The 25631-nt window shown below is 39.3% G+C and carries 24 protein-coding genes; 3 read left to right on the forward strand and 21 right to left on the reverse strand.

Annotated features, from left to right (window positions below):
* Positions 1–237: 237 nt before the first annotated feature.
* The 10 genes from rbr to alr form a co-directional block, all read right to left on the reverse strand.
* Entirely contained in the window at positions 238–777 is a 540-nt protein-coding gene (gene rbr, locus AAAY30_RS04540) for a rubrerythrin (protein WP_022234411.1), read from the reverse strand.
* A gap of 242 nt (positions 778–1019) precedes the next feature.
* Positions 1020–1298 carry a DUF2752 domain-containing protein gene (locus AAAY30_RS04545; protein WP_499215716.1) on the reverse strand — a complete coding sequence of 93 codons (279 nt, stop codon included), beginning with the start codon at positions 1296–1298 and terminating at the stop codon, positions 1020–1022.
* 100 nt (positions 1299–1398) lie between these two features.
* Positions 1399–1890 (reverse strand): hypothetical protein, encoded by a 492-nt coding sequence (locus AAAY30_RS04550; RefSeq protein WP_296154412.1) that lies wholly within the window; start codon positions 1888–1890, stop codon positions 1399–1401.
* A gap of 124 nt (positions 1891–2014) precedes the next feature.
* Complete coding sequence (locus tag AAAY30_RS04555) at positions 2015–2320, reverse strand: DUF2752 domain-containing protein (RefSeq protein WP_499222348.1); 306 nt, start codon at positions 2318–2320, stop codon at positions 2015–2017.
* A gap of 183 nt (positions 2321–2503) precedes the next feature.
* Entirely contained in the window at positions 2504–3040 is a 537-nt protein-coding gene (locus AAAY30_RS04560; protein WP_302333249.1) for a DUF4190 domain-containing protein, read from the reverse strand.
* A gap of 141 nt (positions 3041–3181) precedes the next feature.
* Positions 3182–4189: a tRNA (adenosine(37)-N6)-threonylcarbamoyltransferase complex transferase subunit TsaD gene (tsaD, locus tag AAAY30_RS04565; RefSeq protein WP_303248244.1), complete on the reverse strand. Its 1008-nt coding sequence runs from the start codon at positions 4187–4189 to the stop codon at positions 3182–3184.
* Positions 4190–4210: 21 nt separating this feature from the next.
* Positions 4211–4645: a ribosomal protein S18-alanine N-acetyltransferase gene (gene rimI, locus AAAY30_RS04570; RefSeq protein ID WP_337781766.1), complete on the reverse strand. Its 435-nt coding sequence runs from the start codon at positions 4643–4645 to the stop codon at positions 4211–4213.
* Positions 4635–5066, reverse strand: a complete 432-nt coding sequence (locus AAAY30_RS04575) for an arsenate reductase/protein-tyrosine-phosphatase family protein (RefSeq protein WP_022234416.1) — start codon at positions 5064–5066, stop codon at positions 4635–4637. Before AAAY30_RS04575 ends, rimI begins: the two co-directional genes overlap by 11 nt.
* Entirely contained in the window at positions 5050–7608 is a 2559-nt protein-coding gene (gene polA / locus AAAY30_RS04580) for a DNA polymerase I (protein ID WP_303248243.1), read from the reverse strand. The genes AAAY30_RS04575 and polA overlap by 17 nt, the downstream gene beginning before the upstream one ends.
* Positions 7605–8783: an alanine racemase gene (gene alr, locus AAAY30_RS04585; RefSeq protein ID WP_302190876.1), complete on the reverse strand. Its 1179-nt coding sequence runs from the start codon at positions 8781–8783 to the stop codon at positions 7605–7607. The genes polA and alr overlap by 4 nt, the downstream gene beginning before the upstream one ends.
* Positions 8784–8967: 184 nt before the next feature.
* On the opposite strand from alr, the gene AAAY30_RS04590 reads away from it, so the two are divergent.
* Positions 8968–9459 (forward strand): GNAT family N-acetyltransferase, encoded by a 492-nt coding sequence (locus AAAY30_RS04590; protein ID WP_294656965.1) that lies wholly within the window; start codon positions 8968–8970, stop codon positions 9457–9459.
* 43 nt (positions 9460–9502) lie between these two features.
* Here AAAY30_RS04590 and AAAY30_RS04595 read toward each other — a convergent pair whose 3' ends face one another.
* Together AAAY30_RS04595 and AAAY30_RS04600 are read right to left on the reverse strand one after the other, a co-directional pair.
* Positions 9503–9943 (reverse strand): GNAT family N-acetyltransferase, encoded by a 441-nt coding sequence (locus AAAY30_RS04595; protein WP_302190875.1) that lies wholly within the window; start codon positions 9941–9943, stop codon positions 9503–9505.
* Positions 9944–9994: 51 nt separating this feature from the next.
* Positions 9995–12616, reverse strand: coding sequence for a valine--tRNA ligase (locus tag AAAY30_RS04600; RefSeq protein ID WP_302484174.1), 2622 nt, complete (start codon positions 12614–12616; stop codon positions 9995–9997).
* Positions 12617–12831: 215 nt separating this feature from the next.
* On the opposite strand from AAAY30_RS04600, the gene AAAY30_RS04605 reads away from it, so the two are divergent.
* Positions 12832–13281 (forward strand): MerR family transcriptional regulator, encoded by a 450-nt coding sequence (locus tag AAAY30_RS04605; RefSeq protein WP_022234425.1) that lies wholly within the window; start codon positions 12832–12834, stop codon positions 13279–13281.
* A 132-nt stretch (positions 13282–13413) separates the two neighbouring features.
* A complete protein-coding gene (locus AAAY30_RS04610) occupies positions 13414–13803 on the forward strand; it encodes a hypothetical protein (RefSeq protein ID WP_249375921.1) in 390 nt (129 codons plus the stop codon).
* 39 nt (positions 13804–13842) lie between these two features.
* Here the strand turns inward: AAAY30_RS04610 and AAAY30_RS04615 are convergent, their stop codons facing one another.
* From AAAY30_RS04615 to AAAY30_RS04655, 9 genes are all read right to left on the reverse strand, one after another.
* Positions 13843–15231 (reverse strand): MATE family efflux transporter, encoded by a 1389-nt coding sequence (locus AAAY30_RS04615; protein WP_333780936.1) that lies wholly within the window; start codon positions 15229–15231, stop codon positions 13843–13845.
* A 126-nt stretch (positions 15232–15357) separates the two neighbouring features.
* Entirely contained in the window at positions 15358–17457 is a 2100-nt protein-coding gene (locus tag AAAY30_RS04620) for a SpaA isopeptide-forming pilin-related protein (protein ID WP_252559177.1), read from the reverse strand.
* A 179-nt stretch (positions 17458–17636) separates the two neighbouring features.
* Entirely contained in the window at positions 17637–18791 is a 1155-nt protein-coding gene (locus AAAY30_RS04625; protein WP_186935885.1) for a 3-phosphoglycerate dehydrogenase family protein, read from the reverse strand.
* A 49-nt stretch (positions 18792–18840) separates the two neighbouring features.
* Positions 18841–19926, reverse strand: coding sequence for a 3-phosphoserine/phosphohydroxythreonine transaminase (gene serC / locus AAAY30_RS04630; protein WP_022234430.1), 1086 nt, complete (start codon positions 19924–19926; stop codon positions 18841–18843).
* A gap of 131 nt (positions 19927–20057) precedes the next feature.
* A complete protein-coding gene (pyrF, locus tag AAAY30_RS04635; RefSeq protein ID WP_499215714.1) occupies positions 20058–20990 on the reverse strand; it encodes an orotidine-5'-phosphate decarboxylase in 933 nt (310 codons plus the stop codon).
* 33 nt (positions 20991–21023) lie between these two features.
* Complete coding sequence (locus tag AAAY30_RS04640; protein WP_302186959.1) at positions 21024–21359, reverse strand: ASCH domain-containing protein; 336 nt, start codon at positions 21357–21359, stop codon at positions 21024–21026.
* Positions 21360–21370: 11 nt separating this feature from the next.
* Positions 21371–22348, reverse strand: a complete 978-nt coding sequence (locus AAAY30_RS04645) for an aldolase catalytic domain-containing protein (protein ID WP_302193317.1) — start codon at positions 22346–22348, stop codon at positions 21371–21373.
* Positions 22349–22383: 35 nt separating this feature from the next.
* Positions 22384–23655: a dihydroorotase gene (locus AAAY30_RS04650; RefSeq protein WP_295025516.1), complete on the reverse strand. Its 1272-nt coding sequence runs from the start codon at positions 23653–23655 to the stop codon at positions 22384–22386.
* Positions 23656–23670: 15 nt separating this feature from the next.
* Positions 23671–25629, reverse strand: coding sequence for a hypothetical protein (locus AAAY30_RS04655; protein ID WP_499215713.1), 1959 nt, complete (start codon positions 25627–25629; stop codon positions 23671–23673).
* Positions 25630–25631: the final 2 nt, after the last annotated feature.

Raw genomic sequence — 25631 nt, forward strand, 5'->3', positions numbered from 1 at the left:
ATGCCTTAGTTGCATAACAAAAGCGTAGCAGCTAAAAGCCACTACGCTTTCAAATCTAACTTTTGGGGGTCACCACATTATTACTTTACGATATAGACTGCTGTTTTTATATTGTTCTATTTTCTTTATTAATTACGGTTTAATAAAATACTTTTATAGTTACTTGGCAAAACCGTTTGCTAAACTATATTAAAATCTTTTGAATTTAAATTATTATACAGTAAGCTCTGTCAATAATCAATAATTTTCTTCGTGAATTTCAAAGTATGACTGTGGGTGAGCGCACACAGGGCAAACCTGCGGAGCTTTCTCTCCTACTACAATATGACCGCAGTTACGACATTCCCATACCTTAACTTCACTCTTTGCAAACACTTCCTGCATTTCAACATTATGGAGTAATGCACGGTAACGCTCTTCGTGTGCTTTTTCAATAGCACCGACCATACGGAATTTCTTTGCGAGTTCAGGAAATCCCTCTTCCTCCGCTGTCTTTGCAAAACCTTCGTACATATCAGTCCATTCGTAATTTTCGCCCTCTGCAGCTGCGGCAAGATTTTCTGCTGTACTGCCAATACCGTTCAATTCTTTAAACCACATCTTTGCATGTTCTTTTTCATTATCTGCTGTTTTCAGAAATAATGAAGCTATCTGCTCAAATCCGTCTTTCTTAGCCTTTGACGCAAAGTAAGTATATTTATTTCTTGCCTGTGATTCACCTGAAAAAGCCTCAAGTAAATTTTTCTCTGTCTGTGTACCGGCATATTTATTTGCCATAAAGTTCAACCCTTTCTAATTCATATTTTCTATAATTATCATATAAATCAGTAATGATTACTGTATTTATATAATATACTATTGTCGAGTATTTGTCAACACTTTTCCGAAAAATTTTTCAAAAAATAAAAAGGCAACTTTTACATTGCCTTTCTACCGAATTATAAAGTTTTAATTTTACACAAGCTCTATCGGAGCAAGCTGCGGAAAGATATTTCTCAATACCGTATATATCATTATCGCTATAAACGCACCCCATAAAAAGTATTTGCTGTGTACAAATGTGCGCAGTTTTTTCCGAAAGCTCTGAAAACGAGTTCAATATAAAGTACAAATAATGTAGCAAGAGAAACTATAACCAACGGATTTTGCTTTAACGACAATATAACATCTCCGTGAATTAGCGCATAAACCGCTCTTGTACAGCCGCACCCGGGACAGTAAATTCCTGTAAGCTCGTATAAATAACAAGACGGTAATGTTATGTATCTGAAAACATACAACGAAAACAAATACGCCATACCAACAGATGCAAACGGTAATATAAATACCAATATTTTTTGATATGTTTTATATGGAGTAATTATTTATACCACCTCGTATATAAACTTGCTGTTAAAATTAATAATAATTATAGCTGTTTGAACCGCTGAATATAGCAGCACCTGTTGCTGCTGAAATAATAATCATAATAATCATAATACCTAATGCAATCGCAGACAAGATAAGCTGTGCTCTTGCAAAATTCTTAAGTGACTTTTTAGGTGTGCTGCCAAAAGCCCAAACAAACATCATAATAAGATAAACAATAGGGCCTACGCACGGAATGATATTAAGGCAGAAAATTCCAATCCAGTGAAGAACAGAAACATGCTCTTCGTCATTGCTCATATTATTATAGTTAGGCTGCTGATAAGACGGAGTCTGATTGTAACCTGTGCCGTAAGAATTCTGATAATTTTGATTGTTGTCAGTCCCATATGGTCGCTGGTAATCCTGTGCGGAATAGTTTTGCGAACCGTATGGCTGCTGATAGTCCTGTGCAGAATATGTATTCTGATTTTGCTGTGGATTTTGGTTATTGTTCCAAGAATCGTTGTTGTAATTGTCCATAGTTTTCCTCCAAATTTTAATAAGCCACAAAAGCAAATTAATATAACCTACTCAATATAATTATAAAATACAGTTATTTTAATGTCAATAATTTATTGAAAATATTATAATTTTACAAACCTGCTTAATATGTAATCTCCACAGGAGCAAGTGTGTGAAAAATATTTCTTAAAATTGTATAAACAATCAATAAAGCGAACATTATCCATATAAAACCTTGCGTATTAATAAATGTATTGATTTTTTTACCAAAAGCACGGAGTACGAACTGAATATACAGAATAAGAACAATAACTATTCCAACCGCTAAAAAAGCATTTTGCCTTAGCGAAAGCAGAATATCTCCGTTAACAAGCGCATATACCGCTCTTGTCGCTCCACAGCCGGGGCAATACAAACCTGTAACATGATGTATATAACACGGTGGCAATGAAATGTACTTAAACGCAAAAGCACAAATCAGATAACACAAAAAAAGTAAGGCAAACGGTAAAATTAAAACCAAAATTTTTTGATATGTTTTGCACGGCTTAATAATAAAAATCACCCCAAAGCAAAACAAGCAGACATATAGTCCGCTTGTTGCTTGCTATGTAATAAAATTAATAGTAAATTAGGAAATTGAACTGATAAATGCGCCTGAAACAATTTGAGTAATAAGAAGTATTGCCCATATTACTAAAGCAATAATAGAAAGAATGATACCTGCAGTTGCAAGTCCGTTATTTTCAGGCTTTGCCTTTTTAGAATTAATACCAAGAATAAGACCAACTATACCGCAAGGAGCACAACAGCAAAGACCTATAATACCGAGTACAAGTGATGCAGTAGCATTATTCTTTGCGCTTTTATCCTCTACAGGATACTGATTGTAGTTAGGATACTGCTGCTGATAGTTATTCTGATTGTAGTTACTGTAATCAGGCTGTGAACCGTATGGCTGCTGATAATCATTTGCACCATATGACTGCTGCTGATAACCCTGATTATTGTCTGTACCGTAAGGCTGCTGGTAACCCTGATTATTGTCTGTACCGTAAGGCTGCTGGTAACCCTGATTTGAGTAGTTATTCTGCTGTGGATCCGGGCCGTTGCCCTGTGGGTTATTCCAAGAATCGTTGTTGTAGCCGTTATTGTTGTAATTGTCCATCTTTTTCCTCCATAAATTTGTAAGCATAAAATCAGCAAACCACTGTAAATATACATAATTTGCCTTAATGTTTATTATAAAGTACAAGTCAACAAATGTCAACAAGTAATTAATAAATGCCACAAATTAATACATATTTATTTACAGTTCAATACTCATAGTGGCAAAAGCATTAAGGTCTGTGCTTGCAATATTTCCGCTTAAAAATTCATAATATCCCTGCGAGCCAACCATTGCCGCATTGTCACCGCAAAGAGATTTTTCGGGCATATAAAAAGCAAGTCCGTGCTTATCACATTCTTCCCGTAAAGAAGAACGCAAAAGTCGGTTTGCAGACACACCGCCCGCAATAACCAGCTTGTCAACCTTTAAATCTTCTGCCGCTTTCAAAAAATTGGTTTTTAAACAGTCAACAACCGCATATCTGAAAGATGCGCAAACATCTGCCTTGTTAAGTTCTATGCCCTTTTGCGCAGAATTATGAATTAGATTTATTACAGCTGTTTTAAGTCCCGAAAAGCTGAAATCATACTGTGAACCGCTTACGGTAGGTCTTGGCAACTTAAATGCAAAAGGATCGCCGTCCTCTGCTACCTTATCAAGTGCAATTCCGCCCGGATACGGCATACCCATAGTTCTTGCCGCTTTATCAAATGCCTCGCCTGCCGCATCATCTCTTGTTTTGCCGATAATGCGCATTTTTGTGTAATCCTCAACCATTACAATATGACTGTGACCGCCCGAAACAACAAGACAAAGAAACGGCGGTTTTAAATCGGGATTAGAAATATAATTAGAGGCAATGTGCGACCTTAAATGATGGGTCGGAACAAGCGGAAGTCCTGTTGAAAGAGAAAGTCCCTTTGCAAAATTAACTCCTACAAGCAAAGCCCCTATAAGTCCAGGTGCGTATGTAACCGCAATTGCATCTATTTCTTTTAAAGTAAGTTCTGCCTGCTCAAGCGAGTTTTTTACAACAGGCACTATTGCCTCGGCGTGTCTGCGGGATGCAATTTCGGGAACAACACCGCCATACAGTTTATGCTCCTCAACCTGAGAGGCAACAACAGAGGATATAACTTTTCTTCCGTCCTCAACAACCGCTGCTGCGGTTTCGTCACAAGAGGACTCTATTGCAAGTATCTTCATAAAAATAATCCTTTCGTTTTATCAAAAATACTTTGTCATCAGTATTGCGTTTTCGACAGGTTCAGAATAATAATTCTTTCTCTCCCCCACCTTAACAAAGCCTGCGTTTGAATACAGTCTTATTGCATTTTCATTGGATTGTCTTACCTCAAGAGTCAAAAAAGCCAGGCTGTTTTTCTTGGCAAAGGTAACAAGAGTATTTATCAAAGCCGTACCTATGCCCTTTTTTCGTGCGTTTTCATCAACCGCCACATTAAAAATATATCCTTCGTCAACAACAACATTCATTCCTATGTAGCCGAGAACCTTATCGTCCTCAACGCTTACATAAAAATGCGAGCCGTTGTTTTTTAGTTCAGACTCAAGACTTTTTAATGACCACGGATGAGAAAAGCATTTATTTTCAATCTCTGCCACATGTAAAAGGTGGCTTTCTTTCATTTCTTCAATTCTCATATTGTTTTAAAATTTCCTTAACGGCACTGCAAATTTCATCTCGGCACTGTCTGTAAACCTCAACGCCGCACATATACGGGTCGGCAACATTAATAACCTCGATTTTATCGGCAGGGACAGCGCACTGCGTCATAAGAAAAAACTTGTGGCTTGTCGACATACAATAAAATTTATCGTATTCGTCAAGTTTTTTATCGGAATAAGCCGTAGAATGCATATCCGAAATATCAATACCGATTTCTTTGCAGACTTCAACCGAATTTTCAGAAACAGGCATACCCGTAACGGTTGTTGTACCCATACTCTCTGCCCTTACGGCAAGTCCTTTTTCCTCTGCAAAACGGTTAAAAACAGCCTCTGCCATAGGGCTGCGGCAAGTATTGCCTGTACATACAAACATAATTTTATTTTTTGGCATCATACCAAGTCCTTCCGACAGCAGCGTCGGCGGTAAGAGGAACAGAAAGTTTTACGGCGTTTTCCATTTCCTCCTGCAACAGCTTTGCCACTGTTTCCTTTTCGTTTTCGGGAGCCTCGACAATCAACTCATCGTGCACCTGCAAAATAAGTCTTGCCTGCAAGCCCTCTTTTTTCATTCTTTCGTCAACTTTAATCATTGCAATTTTGATAATATCTGCGGCAGTGCCCTGAATCGGCATATTTCTTGCCACACGCTCACCGAAAGCTCTCATCATATGCTTGCCCGAGCTAAGTTCAGGCAAATATCTTCTTCTGCCAAACATTGTTTCAACATAACCGTCACGCTTTGCTTTTTCAACGACATTTTTCATATATTCGTCAACACCGCTGTAATGAGCGAGGTAGTCTTTAATATATTTAGATGCCTCTTTATTGGTTACTTTAATATCCTTAGCAAGTGAGTAAGCACCGATTCCGTAAACTATACCGAAGTTTACTGCCTTGGCACGACTGCGCATTGTGGAATTAACCATTTCAACAGGCATATTAAACACCTGTGACGCTGTAATAGTGTGAATATCGGCATTCGTATTAAATGCCTCTATCATATTCTTATCGCCCGAAATATGAGCAAGCACTCTTAATTCAATTTGAGAATAGTCGGCATCAACAAGCACCCAACCCTCTCTTGCGGCAAAAAACCTTCTCAATTCTCTGCCGATTTCTGTACGGACAGGGATATTTTGTAAATTAGGCTCTGTTGAGCTGATTCTTCCAGTTCTGGTTTCGGTTTGATTAAAGCTTGAGTGTATTCTGCCGTCCTTGGCAATAACCTTTAACAACCCCTCGCAATAGGTTGAATAAAGTTTTGCAAGCGTACGGTACGAAAGCACCATTTCAACCGCAGGATGTTCGTAACGCAGACTTTCAAGCACCTCTGCATTTGTGCTGTAGCCGCTTTTTGTTTTCTTCTTACACGGAAGTCCTAAATCTTCAAAAAGCGCCTTGCCAAGCTGTTTCGGAGAATTTATGTTAAATTCATAACCGATGCTTGTGTATATCTCATTTTCAAGATTTTTTATCTGTTCGTGCAATATCTTGCCGTAGTCCTCTATACCCTGCCTGTCAACGGCAAATCCGATGTTCTCCATTTTAGCAAGCACCTTTGCAAGAGGAATTTCAATATCTGTCAATAGCTTTTCCTGTTCGTTTGTATCTATATCTTTCTTAAGTTTTTCGCAAAGCACATCATATACGGCAAGAGCAGAAAGTTCCGAAAACTTCTCGTTTTTCGGAAGCGTTATTCCGTAACCGCCGCATAAATTTTCGTCACTGTAATCTTTTGATGACGGCTCGATAAGATATGCCGCAAGTTCAATATCAAACGCAAGCGATTTTACTTCAATATTTTTCTTATCGGCATAAGCAAAAACTGTCTTACTGCCGTGAGTAAATTTCAAAATTTCTTCATTTTCAAGAAGTTTGTCGAAAAATTCGTTATCCTTAACAATATAAACTTTACCGTCAAAAAGAATATTGCAAACAGGATTTTCTATATCAGAAAAATCAGTTTTAAAATATACCTTACCCTGTTTTTTAATATTCTCATACAGAACATTAGCATCTGCATTTTCTACAACTTCAAAGTTCTGCACAGTTGCAGGCTTTTCCTCCGCTGTCGGCATTTCTTTTAATCCGAGTTTGTCGATAAGCGAGAATAGCTCAAGTTTTGCCATAAACCTCGCACATTCTTCGGGGTCTTTCAATTCGACTTTGTAATCCTCAACATTTGTATTGATAGGAACTTCACAGAAAATCTCACCGAGCATACGACTTAACTTTGCATTTTCCTCGGAATTTTTAAGTTTATTTCTGATGCCGTCCTTAACATCTATCTCGTCAATATGGCTGTAAATGTAATCAACACTGCCAAAGCGTGAAATCAAATCGCCTGCACCCTTAGGGCCGATTCCCGCAACACCGGGAATATTATCGGACGAATCGCCTTGAATAGCCTTAATTTCTATAAGCTGTTTTGGTGTAACGCCGTAATCCTCAAGAATTTTTGCGGGTGTATAACTGATGTCTTGCTTGTTTGTGCAGAGATGCACTGTTGTTGTATCGGAAACAAGCTGTAAGCTGTCACGGTCACCTGTCGCAATCACACATTCGTTGCCGTTTTTCTCGCAAGCCTTTGCAAATGTTCCCAAAATATCGTCGGCCTCATATCCCTCGCAGGTCACAAGAGTATAACCCAAAAGCTGTAAAAGCTCTTTTAGCGGTTTAATCTGTGAGGCAAGCTCTTCCGGCATACCTTTTCTTGTTGCCTTGTAGCCTGCATATGCCTTGTGGCGGAATGTAGGAGCTTTAAGGTCAAAAGCAATAGCTACCGCATCGGGATTTTCTTCGTTTTTTATTTTTGTGAGCATTGTAAGAAAACCGTAAATCGCATTTGTAAACTGACCGTCTTTTGTTGTAAGCGGTCTTATACCGTAAAAAGCACGGTTTACTATACTGTTTCCGTCAATAACAAGCATTCTCATAGCTTATACATCACATCCATTACTTTTCCGTTTTTAATATAAATTCTCGGTACACGCTTGCCTACAAGGCAAACTACTTCATAGTTAATAGTATCAGTATTTTTTGCAAGGTCATCGGCTGTCATTTCGCCGTTTTCGCCTGTTCCGAAAATCACTACCTCGTCACCGATTTTTACATCTTCAATATCGGTAACATCAATCATAGTCTGGTCCATACATATTCTGCCCACAATTTTTGCTTTTTTACCGTTGACAAGCATATATCCGTCTTTTGCATTCTGACGAATAAAACCGTCGGCATATCCAATCGGAACAGTTGCAATCTTCATATCTTTAGGAGCGGTAAATGTTCTTCCGTATGAAATATCAGCACCCTTTTTAAGATTTTTTACATACGCAACCGTTGATTTTAAAGTCATTGCGGGAATAAGATTTAAATTATTCTGAATTTTATACGACGGAGCAAGTCCGTAAAGTATAATACCCGCTCTTACCATATCGCAATATGTATGCTCATAATCTTCAATAGCACCGCTGTTTGAACAGTGGCAAATCTTAATGTTAATTCCCGATTCTTTAAGTTTATCCCTTACATAAGAAAAGCAACTGTACTGCTTTTCTGTAAAGTCTTTGCCGTCCTCGGCTTCATCCGATACACAGAAATGAGTAAACATACCCTCAAGCTCAAGATTTTTTAGAGTGCAGGCTGTTCTGATTTCTTCGACAGAATAATCATCTCTCGGAAATTCCTGACACATAAAACCTATTCTGCTCATACCGGTATCAACTTTGATGTGAATTTTACAAACCACATTCTGCTCACAACAAGCCTTAGAAAGCATTTTTGCATAATCAAGGCTGTAAACTGCCTGAGAAATATTGTATTCTGCAAGTCGCTTAGCCTCATTTGCAGGAGTAAAGCCTAAAATTACAATAGGCAATTTTGCGCCTGCCTCACGGATTTCAATACCCTCGTCAATATTTGAAACGGCAAAAAAGTCAGCGCCAAGCTGCTCATAGAGTTTAGACAGTTCAACGGCGCCGTGACCGTAACCGTCTGCTTTTATAACGCAGCAAATCTTTGCTCTGCCGCCGACTTTGTTTTTTATTTCATTAAAATTATGCTTAATTGCATCAAGCGATACCTCTGCCCAGGTTCTCTTTAAGTAATCCATCAAACTACCTCTTTTATTTTTATTCGCATCTAATTTAATACCGTAAACATCTGTATTTTTACAAATCAAATTGTACTGTCTTAAATATTTATTATAATACTTTTACACCGATAAATCAATCCATATTGACAAAGAAAAACTAAGTGCTAAAATATTAGTAGATTACGCACAAAAGGTTGATTTTATGGAAATAAATATTCGCAAAGCAGTCAAAAGTGATTACCCTGCCATGGTTAAAATCTGGAACGAAGTTGTAGAGGACGGAATAGCCTTTCCGCAGCTTGATTTACTTGACGAAAACAGCGGTGCGGAATTTTTCGGTTCACAAACATATTGTGCGGTTGCGGAAAATACCGAAAGCCACGAAATTTTAGGCTTATACATTCTTCACCCCAACAATGTAGGCAGATGCGGTCACATTTGCAACGCAAGCTATGCCGTAAAAAGCAGTGCAAGAAATTTACATATCGGTGAAAAGCTTGTTTCGGATTGCCTTGTTCAAGGCAAGGAAAACGGATTTAAAATTTTACAATTCAACGCAGTTGTAAAGTCAAATCTTTCTGCCCGACATCTCTACAAAAAACTCGGTTTTGTCGAGCTTGGTACAATTCCAAACGGATTTTTGCTCAAAAGCGGAGATTACGAAGACATAGTAATTTACTATCACACACTTTAATTTACACATAAATTATGCCCCTGTCGCAAGACAAGGGCATTTTTCAGCTTAAAAGCATTTGATAATGCGGTATTTTATCCTCAAGATACGGGCCTTCGGTAACAACAAATCCAAAACTTTTATAAAAATCAAGCAAATACGCCTGACCTGAAATCCTGATTTTTTGTATCTTCATAATATTGTGAATAAAGTCAATACACTTTTGCACAATCTCTCTGCCAAGTCCTTTTCCTCTGTATGTCTTATCAAGCACAATTCTGCCTATAGACGGCTCATCGTATGAAAGATTAGGAGGTAAAATTCTCGCATAGCCAATAATTTTACCGTCATCTTCAAGTATTAAATGCATACATTTTTGGTCTTTATCATCGGGGTCTGTTTCAAGGCAATTCTGCTCGATTACATAGACTTCAAATCTCAATTTCAAAACAGCATATAATTCTTCATTTGTAAGTTCGTCAAAACTTTTAAATATCCATTCCATACAAAAACTCACCTTAAACAAAGGGCAGTCACGAAGACTGCCCCTTAATTTTTATTTTAATGCGTCAATGGCAGCGGTAATGAGTGCAATCTGCTCTCTTTCCTTTGCAGCCTGACCCTTTACCTTTTCAATAACAGCCTCAGGTGCTTTTGCAACAAAGCCTGCATTGTTAAGCTTACCCTCGCTCTGTGCAAGTCTTTTCTTAACCTGCTCAAGCTCCTTGTTAAGTCTTGCAAGTTCTGCGTCTTTGTCAACAAGTTCGCTAAGCGGAATGTAAATCTTTGCGTCAGCTGTAACAACCGTTACTGCGCCCTCAATGTCAAAGTGCTCGGCAACCTCTACCTCATTTGCAGATGCAAGTTTCTGAATAAACGGTGTGCCGTTAGTAAATGTGTCTGCAAACTTAGTTGCAACATAAACCTTAGCTTTCTTTGACGGAGGGACATTCATCTCACTACGGCGGTTACGGATAGCACGGATAGCGTCCATAACTCTTTCCATTTCGGCAACAGCATCCGGGAAGTCAAGCTCTGCCTTGAACTCAGGGTACTTAGCAAGCATAACGGTTTCACCCTCGTGAGGAATTGTCTGCCAAATTTCTTCTGTTACATACGGCATAAACGGATGGAGAAGTCTTAAAATCTGATCAAGTACATAAAGGAGTACCTGTCTTGCGTTCTGAGCGTCCTCGCCGTCACCCGAAAGTCTTGTCTTAGCAAGTTCAATATACCAGTCGCAGTAACAATCCCAAATGAACTCGTAAACTTTCTGAACAGCAATACCAAGCTCAAATTTCTCAAGGTTTTCGTTTACTTCCTTAGCCACTGTATTGAATTTAGAAACAATCCACTTATCCTCTGTTGTAAGAGTATCGGGGAGCTTGTTTTCTACATTGTAATCGTCGATATTCATATGAACATAACGGGCAGCATTCCAAAGCTTATTGGCAAAGTTTGCACAAGCCTCGATACGCTTTTCTGAATATCTGATGTCATTTCCCGGTGAGTTACCTGTTACAAGCAAGAATCTTAGCGCATCGGCACCGTATCTGTTGATAACATCAATCGGGTCAGGACCGTTACCGAGTGACTTAGACATCTTTCTGCCAAGCTCATCTCTTACAATACCGTGCATAAATACGGTCTTGAACGGTGCTTGACCTGTCTGCTCAATAGCAGAGAATATCATTCTTGCAACCCAGAAGAAAATAATATCATAACCGGTTACAAGTGTATTTGTAGGATAGAAATACTCAAGCTCAGGTGTCTTGTCAGGCCAGCCGAGTGTTGAGAACGGCCATAAAGCCGAACTGAACCATGTATCAAGAGTATCTTCGTCCTGATGCAAATGGTTTTTACCGCACTTAGGGCAAGCTACGGGAGTTTCCTTTGCTACGATAACCTCACCGCAATCGTCACAATACCAAGCAGGAATTCTGTGTCCCCACCAAAGCTGACGGGAAATACACCAATCCTTGATGTTCTCCATCCAGTGATAATATACTTTTTCAAATCTTTCCGGAATAATCTGTATCTGCTTTTCCTTAACACACTTGATTGCAGGCTTTGCAAGAGGTTCCATTTTTACGAACCACTGCTTTGACACTCTCGGCTCAACAGTTGTCTTACAACGGTAGCAAGTACCTACATTGTGAGTGTGAGGCTCAATCTTAACGAGGAAACCGCCCTCTTCAAGGTCTTTAACGATTGCTTCACGACACTCGTATCTGTCCATACCCTGATATTTACCGGCATTTTCGTTCATATGGGCTGTATCGTCCATAACATTGATTACCTCAAGGTTATGTCTTAAGCCGACTTCAAAGTCGTTAGGGTCGTGTGCAGGAGTAATTTTAACTACACCTGTACCAAAATCTTTTTCAACATATGCATCGGCAACAACAGGAATTTCTCTGCCTACAAGCGGAAGAATAAGTGTTTTGCCTACAATGTCTTTATATCTTTCATCATCGGGATTTACCGCAACCGCAGTATCGCCCAAAAGTGTTTCAGGTCTTGTTGTAGCAAGCTCAACATAACCGCTGCCGTCCTTTAACGGATAGCGGAGATGCCAGAAAAAGCCCTCCTGCTCTGCAAAATCAACCTCTGCGTCTGAAATTGATGTGCAGCAATGCGGGCACCAGTTGATGATACGCTCGCCACGATAAATAAGTCCTTTATTGTAAAGTTTTACGAAAACTTCCTTAACCGCCTTAGAACAACCCTCGTCCATTGTAAAGCGCTCACGCTGCCAGTCACAGCTTGAACCGAGTTTACGGAACTGACGGGTAATTCTTCCGCCGTACTCTTCTTTCCACTCCCAGGCACGCTTGAGGAAACCCTCTCTGCCTAAATCATCTTTGGTAACGCCCTCTTTGCGCATAGCCTCAACGATTTTAGCCTCTGTCGCAATAGACGCATGGTCTGTACCCGGAAGCCAAAGTGCAGCATAGCCCTGCATTCTTCTCCAACGAATGAGAGTATCCTGAAGTGTAAGGTCAAGTGCGTGACCGATATGCAACTGACCTGTAATGTTTGGCGGCGGCATAACGATTGTGTATGGTTTTTTATCTTTGTCAACTTCTGCATGGAAGTAGTTGCCCTTCATCCAGAAATCATAAATTCTGTCCTCAAACTCAGACGGTTTGTAGGATTTAGCAAGCTCCTTTGCCATAATCATATCTCCTTACAATTTATTCGGGCAGATTACCCGACAAATATACCTTTATATTATCGCATTTTGCTTGCAATTTGTCAATTATGCAGAGATAAAAAATCATATTATTTGCAGCAAATTGCCAAATGGTATACGGTTATGATTTTATTGACATCATAATTTCAAGGTGATAAAATACTTATAGCTTACTTTAACTTAAACGAGGTGTTCTTATGCAATATACTATAGGTGAAATTTCAAAAAGACTTGATATGCAGCCGTCAACCCTTAGATATTATGACAAAGAAGGACTTATGCCTAATGTAAAGCGTACAAACGGCGGTATCCGCATTTTTGACGATTCCGATTACGAGTTATTAACTCTCATTGAATGTCTTAAAAGAACAGGTATGTCGCTTAAAGACATCAAAGTTTTTATAGATTGGACTCTTGAGGGGGATTCTTCAATTGACAAGCGACTTGAACTTATCAGAAAGCAAAGAGATGCCGTACTTGCTCAAATGGAAAAACTGAATGAAACTCTCGGAATTTTAGATTACAAATGCTGGTATTACGAAACTGCGCAAAAAGCCGGCACTTGCAAAATTCACGATACACTAAGTGCCGACGATATACCGCAGGAACTGAAAAAAGCGGTGTCAAAACTTAAAGGTCACCAGTAATTCATATAAATTCTTACAATTTGCACATTCATATCATTAATATGTTAGAAATACTTTACATTCCGCAAATTGACTAAAAACGTAAAAAATGATAAAATAATATATATTATATCAATATCGGGATGTGTCACAATGAAATGTATTATAAAGCGCACCTTACCTGTTTTCTTATCACTTTTTGCTGTAATTTTTCTTTTCAGCGGCTGCGGTGATAAAAGCGAAAATGAGGTGTTAAAGGGAAAATGGGTCCCTGTATCTGCCGTTATCGACGGAGAAACCGTACAATACAGCGAGCTTGAGCTTAAGGACGGATATTTTGAATTTAATTTTAAAGGAAACGGCAGCTGTACCGCAACGCTTGCGGGTATTGAATATAAAGGCAGTTATGTTTTCAGCGGCACAAGCGTTGACGCTACACTAAACGGCAACAGCGAAAAGCTGAGTTATGAAGCGACAAGGCAAACTCTCACCTATTCGTACGATAACACAACATCATTTACATTTATAAAAGACCAAAATTAAAACTTTCCCCTGCATATTTTTGAGTATGCAGGGGAATTTTTATGCTTCTGTTTTATTGTTAATCTGTTTTTTGTATAACTTTTTCATCAATACAACCGAAATAACGGCAGACAAAATCTCTGCAACAGGTACGGAAAGCCAAATTATCCATTCGCCGCAAATTGATTTATTGACAAGCACAGTAAATATCCACGCAAGAGGCAATACAAACACAAGTTGTCTGCAAACTGAAACTATCAGCGACTGCATTCCGCCGTTAATTGCCTGAAACATTCCCTGAAAAGCTATGTTAATGCCGGCAAATATAAAACTTGCAGAAACAATCCGCATTGCGCCGATACATAACAATTGTGTTTCACCCGAAAGTCCAAAAGCACTTGAAAGCGGATTAGCTATAATTTCTATTACCGCCAGACCTACAAACATTATTACTGTTGTGTAAATTGAGCCGAATTTTATACTGTCGTCAATTCTCTTTTTACTCTTCATTCCAAACGCATATGACATAATCGGAGTTATGGCATCTCTTAATCCGAACGCTGCAAAAAGTATGAATTGCTGTATTTTATAGTACAATCCGTAAGCTGTTACCATCGCCTCACTGACCGTACCCAAAATAAGATTAAAGCCGTAAGTCATAACCGACATAAGTGCCTGTGCAATTATTGCAGGCAAACCGATTTTGTAAATGTTCAGTATTGTATTTGCCGACGGCTTAATGTTTTTAACATTATTGGTTATATCTTTGTTAAACTTTATATGAAAAATAAAAGCAACCGCAAGTGAAATAATTTGACCGATAACCGTAGCGTATGCAGCACCCTTTACACCGAATTTCGGACAGCCTAACAAACCGTAAATCATAATAGGGTCAAGAATAATATTTGCAACTGCGCCGCAGATCTGTGCAATTGTCGAAAATACCGATTTGCCTGTTGCTTGTAAAAGTTTTTCATAAAGAGAGAAAAATACAAGTCCAAAAGAATATACGCAGCATATTCTTAAATAATCACACGCCATTTCCAAAACAATTCCGTTTGCAGTCTGCGTGCCGATATATAATTTAACACCGAACAATCCGAATATTAAAAACACTGCGTAAATAACAACAGCAAGAAATACACCGTTACCCGCAGCCTTATCGGCATAGTTTCTGTTACCCTCTCCAAGGCTTTTTGCTACAAGAACATTAACACCCACACCTGTACCTATGCCGATTGCAACTATTAACATTTGCAAAGGGAAGGCAAGCGTAAGCGCATTAAGCGCAAGTTCACCGTTATCTTCCATATTAGATACAAAAGCACTGTCAACAATATTATAAACTGCTTGCAGTACCATAGAAAGTATCATAGGAACACCCATTCTAAGCATAAGGCTTTTAACAGGCAAAATTTCCATTTTATCTTTTTCTTTTATTTTTTTCATAAAAACACCTCTTAAAACAAAAAAGTGCTGCACTACTGATTGGAATTACGCAGTAGTGCAACACATCTTTATATATTATACTATTTTGGTTTTGCAGATGTCAAAGGAAGTTTTCACTAAATAATATCAGTTATTCTTTGAAATTATTATCTGAAGATTAGTAATATCGTTGATATCTATTATTCCGTTGCCGTCAATATCGGCATTATCAAAGCTGACGGTATCATTTATATCAACAAAATCCGAACCGTCCTCTGCTTTTTCGCCTGCAACAAACAGCTGAATTACCGTGCTGTCTGTAATATCAATATTGCCGTCTTTATTTACATCGCCCTTGCTTTTTGCAAATAACGATATGTCAGTATTACTGCCGATATTTTCTTCTTTAACAACAACTTCCGTTACTGCCGAATCGTAAAAATAACCGACAGCTGATTTTTTCTGCTTAATATAATAAGTGCCAACCTGTAACGGCTTAGCAAATTCGGCTATACCGTTATTGTCTGTTATTGCCGTATCAATAAGATTTTGACATTCCACATCTGAAAACAATTCAAACTCCGCACAGTTTATCGGGGCTTTAAACTCATTTGTAAGATTTACTCTTACTGTCGAAGTATCCAACTTTATTGGTGTATTTTCAGCTTGAGCATAATAAACCGTAAGACCGCTCCATGTATATTGATAAACATTATCAAGAATTATTCTGTCAGAAAATAATTCAAAGCCTTTCGGAGCAACAACCTGCTTTGCGTAATAATTACCGTATGGCATATAAAGAGCTGAATCGAACGCACTTTCATTCCATTTAATATTATTTACATCGTCGGTTTTTTCTTTTGAGGTTGCGCATACCCAGCCGTCTTCGCCTGTTTTCATATAACCGCAAAAAGTGTTATCGGAATTATAAACTTCATAAACCGCACCGCTAAGTGAATAATTTTCATTATTATCGGTCAATTCGGAATAAGATGACACATTCTGAATACGGAGTGCTATTTTAGGTGTCTTGTTTATTTTGCTTAATTTATGGTTATTTTCATTTACAGCTACACCTGCATAGTATCTTTCCGTACCGCCCCATGTCAATGTAGACTTTTCAAATTTATATACCGTGTTGTCTGCAACATACCCGTTCGGTGTTTTTGTTTCTTTGCACCAATAAGAAGTATTTGCAACAGGCACACCTCTCGCAACCGCACTTGATGAAGAATACTGTTGACTGCTCGTCAAACCAAATGCACCGAATCCGTCAGACTGCGGTACAATTTTTCCGACAGGCTTTCTACAAGCCGAGTCAGCATAAACCGTGTATTCAAACTGTGAATAATCGTATGAAGTACCCTTTAATCCGCTTTGTGTGCTGTTAAGCTGAATATTAAGATCAATACCGTTTGAACAACCTGTTTTAAATACATACAATCCGTAGCAAGTACCCCTCGGTTCAATATTTGTGATTGTATTTACATTTTTATATTGAGAATGCCAGAACTTGTTATTTTTTGAATTATTGCCGTAAAAAATACCGACATGAGCGTCAGCCGTACCGAGCATAAAAATAATATCGCCTTTTTCAAGCACTCCGCTGTTCAATGCATTATTAATGGCACTTGTACCGTCAAAATAATATGTCTTGATATTGTTATTGCCCGCCCAATTAATCCATGTATCCTGACCCGTATCATAAGCCGCATACGAATAACTCGGAATATGAGTGTTTGCGTATGCATAGCTTACCGACTGACCCTTTTGTGCCTTGGTATTTGCAAGCGACTTGTAAAGTATATGCCATACAAATCCTGTGCAGTTCATCTGCGGCTTGTACGATGAACCGTTAAGCTCGTCTTGTCTGCCGTAACCTACACAGTAATATCCGCTGTTTGGTGAATATAAATCTGTATTAAAGTACCCTTTGGTATCTCCTTTTGGTGTACGATGGTCGCCCGATGTATATTTTGTACCGAGATAATAATCAGTACCTACAGATGAATCATAATTTTTAGAAACAGTGTAAGTCTGATAATCATTGCTTGAATCATTATCGTGATTTACAATCCATTTGTAGTATTCGGCAGTATCTATTCCCAATGCTTCGCATACGGTTTTACTACCCCATTTGCTGTAAGAAACCGATTCTGTTACTTCTGCGCCAAATGCAGTAACTGTAGAAGAAAATGCAAGCACGGCAGTCAGCGTAATTGCAGATAATTTTTTTATTCCTCTCATTTTCATTCCTCAATTCAAAAAAATTCTTTATCAAAAATTGTGGGAAAGTATGGTTTAGCGCACGAGTTAAACCATAATCTATTAATTTTACCCCAACATTTAAAATAGGACATTAAAACAAAACTTTAAAAGGGCGACAGAATAGCTCTGCCGCCCTATGACTTCATTATATTATGCTTTTAGATAGCACGAACACGGATTACACCTTCAATAGCTGCAATAGCAGCAGCGTTTTCAGGGTTACCGCCTGCAACATCAATAATTGCATAAGCGTAGTCGCCACGGCTCTTTGAAAGCATATTTTCTACATTGCCTTTTACCTCTGAAAGTACCTTCTTAAGAAGTTCAGGTACATTCTTGTGCATTACGCAGAAACGAACATTCTCTGTATTTGTTCTTGCAAGTGAAAGTGCAGGATAGTTTACAGAATTTACGATGTTACCGTTTTCGAGGTACTCTTTAAGCTCATCGCAAGCCATAATTGCGCAGTTATCTTCACTTTCGGGAGTTGATGCACCGAGATGTGGAAGACAAATGATATTCTCTTCGCCGATAATATCATCAGTTGCAAAGTCTGTTACATACTTAGCAACCTTACCGCTCTTAACAGCCTCAAGAACAGCTGTTGAATTTACAAGACCGTCACGGCTGAAGTTGAGAATACGAACGCCGTCTTTCATCTTAGCAATCATATCTGCATCAACCATATCCTTAGTGTCAGCTGTAAGAGGAACATGGATTGTAAGGTAATCACAGTTTACCATTACATCTTCGCCGCTCTTCATAAGCTTAACGGCAGGATTGAGCTTTAATGCGTTTGTTACAGACATAAACGGATCAAAACCGATTACATCCATACCGAGTGCAACGGCACAGTTGGCAACAAGAATACCTATAGCGCCAAGACCGATTACACCGAGAGTTTTGCCCTTAATTTCAGGACCTACAAACTGGCTCTTGCCTTTTTCTACCATCTTACCTACTGCGTCACCGTTACCTTTGAGTGTCTTTGCCCAGTCTGCACCCTCCATTACTCTTCTTGAAGAGAGTAAAAGACCTGCAATTACAAGCTCTTTAACAGCATTTGCATTAGCACCCGGAGTATTGAAAACCACAATACCCTTTTCAGAACAAACATCTTTTGGAATGTTGTTTGTACCTGCGCCTGCTCTTGCAATGGCAAGGAGATTATCTTCAAACTGCATATCGTGCATAGCGGCACTTCTTACGAGAACTGCGTCAGGATTCTGAACATCGTCACCGTAAGCGTAATTGTCACCAAGGCGGCTTGTGCCAACGGCAGCAATTTTATTGAGAGTAAGTATATTAAACATTGTATTCATCCTCTTTTATTTTATTTAAAGCAGATTGTTTGAGCAAAAATTACTTGTTTTCTGCCTCAAACTTCTTCATAAAGTCAACAAGAGCAACTACACCCTCATATGGCATAGCATTGTAGATAGAAGCTCTCATACCGCCAACTGTACGGTGACCCTTGATGTTTACAAGACCTGCCTCTGTTGCCTCTTTAACAAACTTAGCGTCAAGGTCAGCATTGCCTGTTACGAACGGAACATTCATAAGTGAACGATCCTCAGGAACAACAGTACCCTTAAAGAGTTCTGAATTATCAAGGAAGTCATAAAGAAGTTTAGCCTTTTTCTCGTTAAGCTCTTTCATCTTATCAAGACCGCCAACCTCATTCTTAATCCACTCAAGAACAAGCTTTGCAATATAAATTGTGTAGCAAGGAGGTGTGTTGAAAAGTGAATCTGCGTCAGCGTGAGTCTTATAGTTAAGCATTGTCGGGCAGATGTCCATAGCATTGCCGATAAGATCCTCACGAACAATTGCGATTGTAAGACCTGCAGGAGCCATATTCTTTTGAGCACCTGCAAAGAGTGCGCCAAACTTAGTTACATCAATAGGCTCTGAAAGAATACAAGATGAAATATCTGCAATAAGCGGAATATCGCCTGTATCCGGAAGTTCGTGATAAACAGTACCGTAAATAGTATTGTTCATACAAATATACACATAGTCGGCGTCCTCTCTGAACATTGACTTATCTGTCTTAGGAATATAAGAGAAAGTTTTATCCTCTGAAGAAGCAACAGCCTTAGCGTCGCCATAGCGAGCAGCCTCTTTGTAAGCCTTTTTAGCCCACTGACCTGTGATTATGTAGTCAGCCTTATTGTTCTTGTTCATAAAGTTGAGTGCTACCATTGCAAACTGTGTAGAACCGCCGCCCTGGAGGAACATAACCTTGTAGTTGTCAGGAATGTTCATAATCTCACGAAGTAAAGCTTCAGCGTCCTTAATGATTTTATCATATGTTTTGCTGCGGTGTGACATTTCCATTACACTCTGTCCGCTGCCCTGATAATCAAGCATTTCATCTGCTGCTGTCTTTAATACTGCCTCCGGAAGCATTGAAGGACCGGCAGAAAAGTTATATACTCTTGCCATATTAAAAATCTCCCTTGAAAATATATTTTATTTACAGTTTTAACTAATACTGACTATTAAATTATACCGCCAACTTTTAGCAAAGTCAACAATATTTGGTGTTTAATACATAAAAATAACAATTTATTGTATTATTTCTTAATTTTGCCTATGCAGCCGATAATTTCGTCACGCATACGAACCGCCTCGTTGTAAGCAGCCTTTGCAAAATCATTCTCGGTAAGGCCCTGTTTTTTCCATGCGCACATAATACCACGGCTTGAATTGATGATTGCGCCAAGACCGTTTTCATCAAATGCGTTTTTAACATCATTTGCACCGCCGCCCTGTGCACCGTAACCCGGTACAAGGAAAAATGTGTGCGGACATTTAGCTCTCATTTCGGCAAGCTGTTCGGGATATGTTGCACCGACTACTGCGCCGACACCCGAGTAACCGTATTTGCCCTCAAGCTCTGTTCCCCACTCTTCGCACATTTTACCCATTTGCTCATAAACGGTTGTGCCGTCATCAAGTTTCTTATCCTGTAATTCGCCTGAACTTGGGTTAGATGTCTTAACAAGTACAAAAATGCCCTTGTCACCGCTTTTGCAAATATTAACAAGCGGTTTGATACCGTCTGTGCCGAGGTAACCGTTTACTGTAAGTGCGTCTGCACCAAAAGCCTCTACCTCTTCGCCTGCAACTGTGGTTGAGCCGAGGTGAGCGGCAGCGTAAGCCTCCATTGTTGTACCGATGTCGTTACGCTTACCGTCTGTAATAACAAACATACCCTTTGACTTTGCATATGTAATAGTGTCTGCAAGTGCCTTAACGCCCTGCCAACCGTACATTTCGTAGTAAGCAGCCTGTGGCTTGATTGCAGGAACTACCTCATAAAGGGCGTCAATAAGAGCCTTGTTGAACTCAAACAAAGCGGCAGCCGCACCCTCAAGAGTTTTGCCATACTTTGCAAAGCACTCCTCTTTAATAAATTCAGGTACATAGTCAAGCTTTGGATCAAGACCTGCAACTGTAGGATTCTGCATTTCTGCGATTTTATCAATAAGTCTGTCAAATGCCATTTTTTACTCTCCTTTTAAATTCAGTAATAACGCTTACGATATTACTTTTATCTCTATTCCCAATACACCGTATTTCTTCTGCTGCTCCTCTGAATAATACTCTATCATATCCTCGGGTTTTGCATTTGAAATATCTTCCTTAGTATATCCGCATTTAAGTAAAGGAAGATCAGCGTATAATTCCTTAAAAGATTTATATTTATAAATATCAATAACCTCAGCCGTAATGGTTTTAATGCTGTCTTCTGTATTTACAAAAGTAATCAAATCCTTGCGGTTTAGTTTTCTGCGTTTTTCATCATTAAGCCTTAACTCAATGGTTTTTTCTCCGCTTGCTATCATTTTGAACGGCAAGGGATTTAATCTCATTATATGCGTCATCAGCTGTTGATAATGTCAAAAAGTTCGTGAGCAAAGTTTGTGTAATCTTTTCTGTCATCCTTAACAAATGAGATAGCCGGACGGGGGTGAGTGTTATACTGACCTGTAAGCATATAAGGAACATCGTATCCCCACTTAACTCCGCTTTCTCTGAACTGCTGTGTATACTCAAGCATCTTGAGAATCGGGTCAACCTTGTACTTAGGATTTTTGAGGAAACCTAAGAGTAGCTCAAGTGCGCAGTTGCCTGCACCTCTGCCCATACCGTCTACTGTTGCGTCAAGGTAGCTGACACCCTGTGTCATAGCCTCAATAGTATTTGCAAAAGCAAGCTGCTGGTTATTGTGAGCGTGAATACCGACTGACTTGCCGTACTTTTCACCGTATGAGCAATATAATTCAGCTAATTTTCTTGCCTCCTCAGGGTAAAGAGCGCCGTAGCTGTCTACAATATAAAATGCGTTTACAGGGCTTTTGCCGAGAATATCAAGAGCTGTAATAATATCCTCTGTTCTCGCCTTTGAAACAGCCATAATGTTGATTGTGGTTTCATAGCCTTTCTTTGCGCAGTCCTCAATCATTTCTACTGCCGCAGGAATTGTGTTGATATATGTTGCAATTCTTACAAGGTCAATCGGACTTTCGTTCTTTGGAAGAATGTCATTCTTAAAATCTGTTCTGCCAACATCAGCCATAACTGCAATCTTAAGGTCTGTATTGTTTTCGCCAACAACTTCTCTTATGTCGTCATCGTTACAGAACTTCCACTTACCAAAATCTTTTTCGTTGAAAAGTTCCTTAGATGCCTTGTAGCCGAACTCCATATAGTCAACGCCTGCTTTTACATTTGCGTTATATAAAGCCTTAACAAATTCGTCGGGGAACTCAAAATTATTACAAAGTCCGCCGTCACGAATTGTAGCGTCAACAACTCGTATATCTTCTCTTACTGATAACAAATCACCTTTTTGTGCCATTTTGCCAAATCTCCTTTAATCTGCGAGCGCTCCGATTATTTATCTTCAAATACGGTTTTTCCGCCCAAAATTGTATATTTAACCTTTCCGCAGAGCGTTTTGCCCTTGAAAGGAGTATTTTTACTCTTGCCGTGCAATTTATCTACATCAACAACCCATTCTTCGTTCAAATCAACGAGTGCAAGGTCTGCAGGCGCACCGACTTTGATATGTCCTGCATTGATTCCGAGAATTTCGGCAGGATTTGTGCTCATCTTTTCAACAAGCTCCGAAATTGTAAGAAGTCCTGTTTTTACAAGATATGTGTATGATACCGCAAATGAAGTTTCCATACCGATAGAACCGTTCGGTGCTTTTTCAAAATCGGACTTTTCTTCCGGTGTATGCGGTGCGTGGTCGGTTGCAATAGCGTCAAGCGTACCGTCTTTAAGACCGCTTATTATTTCAACAACATCTTCATGTGTGCGGAGAGGCGGATTCATTCTGAAATCTGCATCCTTTGCAAGCAATTCTTTTTCTGTCATTGAGAAATAGTGCGGTGCGGTTTCTGCCGTAACCTTAACCCCTCTTCTCTTTGCATCTCTTACAAGTGCAACGCTTGTTTTTGTGCTGACATGACAAATGTGTATCGGCACATCAAGCGCCGCCGCAAGTGCAATTTCTCTTGCGGTACCGCAATCCTCTGCTGCGGCAGGAATACCCTTTACGCCGAGATTTTTGCTTACTTCGCCGCCGTTGATTTTACCGCCGTCTGCAAGGAAAAGATCCTCGCAGTGAGCAACAACCGTCATACCGAGCTGCGGAGCTTTTTTCATTGCCTCGCTTAAATACTTTGTGTTTTCAACCGGTCTGCCGTCATCCGAAAGAGCAATTGCACCTGCTGATTTAAGTTCTTCAAGATCGGTCGGTTCAAGACTTTTGAGTCCCTTTGTAATACTGCCTGCCACATAAACATTGGCGTCGGCATTCTTTGCCTTGTCAAGAATATATTTTACGGTTTCGGCATTATCCGTAGTAGGGATTGTGTTAGGCATTGCAAGTAAACTTGTAACACCGCCCGCAGCAGCTGCTTTACAGCCTGTTATAATATCCTCTTTGTGAGTTTGACCGGGGTCACGAAGATGTACATGCATATCCACAAGACCCGGAATAAGTGTTAAGCCGTCTGCATCAATCACATTGCCCTCTGTAGAGATGTTCTCTGCAATTTTTGTGATTTTGCCGTCTTTTACAAGAACATCGGCAACTTTGTCAAGTCCATCTGACGGTGAAACTATGTGTGCGTTTTTAATTACTAAAGTATTTATTTTAATCACCTCTGATTACTTTCTTCTGTTATTGTTCTGCTGTGGTTTTCTGTTTGGTGTTCTGTGAGCTGACTGAGATGCTCTGCCGTTAGGCTGCGGTCTTCTCTGTGTGGCGCTGTGTACCTTTACAAGACCGTTGCCGTCACGCCTTTGCGCAGCCTGCTGTTTTCTCACACGCTCTCTTTCTATGCGTTCGAGTTCAGCTTTTTTACGCTTTTTAGCCGCATGCTTACGCTTTATAAGTCTTGAAACATTTGTGCAGAAATATCCGCAGTGTACAAAGAAATTCTTTATTCCGTTACCTGCTTTTTCCGCAGCCGCAATAAAGCTTTCTGTCTTATCGTTATCCACAGTGGTTTCAACCTCTACGGCACGCTTTTCTTCCTCTGAAAGAACATCGTAATCGACCGCATTTTTGAGGTCTGAACTGTCAACATCAATGATACCTACAATTCTTCTCGGCTTTTCCTCAAAGAAATCATAACCTTCATCAAAATCATCGGCTGTATTTTTTTCAGCCTCTCTTCTCAGTTCTTCCTCGTTTTCTTCTTCGACTTTATCTTTCGTTTCTTCTTCGTATTCAGATTCAACTTCTTCAATCGTTTCTTCTATTTCGTCTGTCGGTTCTTCTTCTGTTGAAATTTCTGCCTGTGCAGCTTCTTCGTATTTTCCGTCGTCCGAAATTACTTTTTCTTCCGATTCAATTTCAAAGTCTGCGTTTTCTTTATCTTTGACCGATTGATTTTCAACGGCTGCATCGGTAGCATCCGCATCTGCCTCCTCGGTTATTTCCGAGTTTTCTTCAGCATCGTTTTCATCTTCGGGTTCGTCAACAGCCACGGTTTGAACAACCTCTTCGGTCTGTAAATCCTCCTTAGCCTCTTCAAGTCGGTCTTCAATTACTTCCTGCGGCTCAAGTTTTTCGGCACTTGTTTCTATTACTTCAACATCTGCGCCCTCATTCTTAAGCCTTTCTTTGCTCTCATTTACTATTTCGTCAATTTCATAATCCGAAACTGTCGGCTTTTCGTAAATCTTAACCTTTACTTCTTCTTCGTCAATGTCCTTGTAATCGTCAAAGAGGTCATCGTCTTTTCTGCCACTGCTTATGTCGTTGTTTTCTTCTTTTAACTCATCATAAGCCTGATGAATGCTGACAATATCATCTTCCTGTAATTTTTTTACAGGTTTATTGTTTGATTTGTATTTATCGGTAAGTTCACGCAAAATTTTTTCGTTTTTGCTCTTTTTGTTTTTCTTTCTTGTCTTTTTACCTGCAATCATAACTATGATAAAAAGAATAATAACAACAGCAACTATACCTATGTAAACATATTTTGTAAAGTCGCTTTCCGGGTCAGCTTTTGCATTAAAAGTAACGGTTGAAAGAATTGACTTTAAAGTTTGATAATCGGCAGATGTAACATCGCCGCCGTTATGCTGAATAGTAATATTAATACTCATTCCGTCATAAACGGTGTTTGCCTGATAAGTCTTGATTCTGTCACTGCCGCTCTCTACATTAAGGTCAAACATAAGCCATACAAGGTCTTGCGCCTGATCCGGCGTGCAACTGATATATTCCTCTTGAGAAATAAAATTTTCTCTCACTTCATAAAGCTTTTCGTCCGAAAGAAGTTTATAATTCTTAATACCCTCGCTGTCACCGTTGCGTGTCATAGTAACCGTGACCGTCGTGGTTGCCTGATTATCCATAGCCTGCATAAAAATATCACTGCTCTTGAAATCAGACATTGTTTTGTCATAATCAAGTCCGAAAACGGAAAAATACTTGTCGGTACTCTTGCTGTCCCTTGTTATGCCAAGCATATTGTCGGGCAGTTGAATTGTCATATTATCAAGTTTTTCAATCTGTATTTTACTGCCCGCCGCACTGCAAACAACGGCAGTACAAGCAACAAGTGCCGCACAAACAAATGCTGTAAAAAATCTTTTTATATTTTTAGCTGTCATAC

Origin of the sequence: Ruminococcoides bili (assembly GCF_040093295.1) — a bacterium.
Taxonomy (GTDB): Bacteria; Bacillota; Clostridia; order Oscillospirales; family Acutalibacteraceae; genus Ruminococcoides; species Ruminococcoides intestinale_A.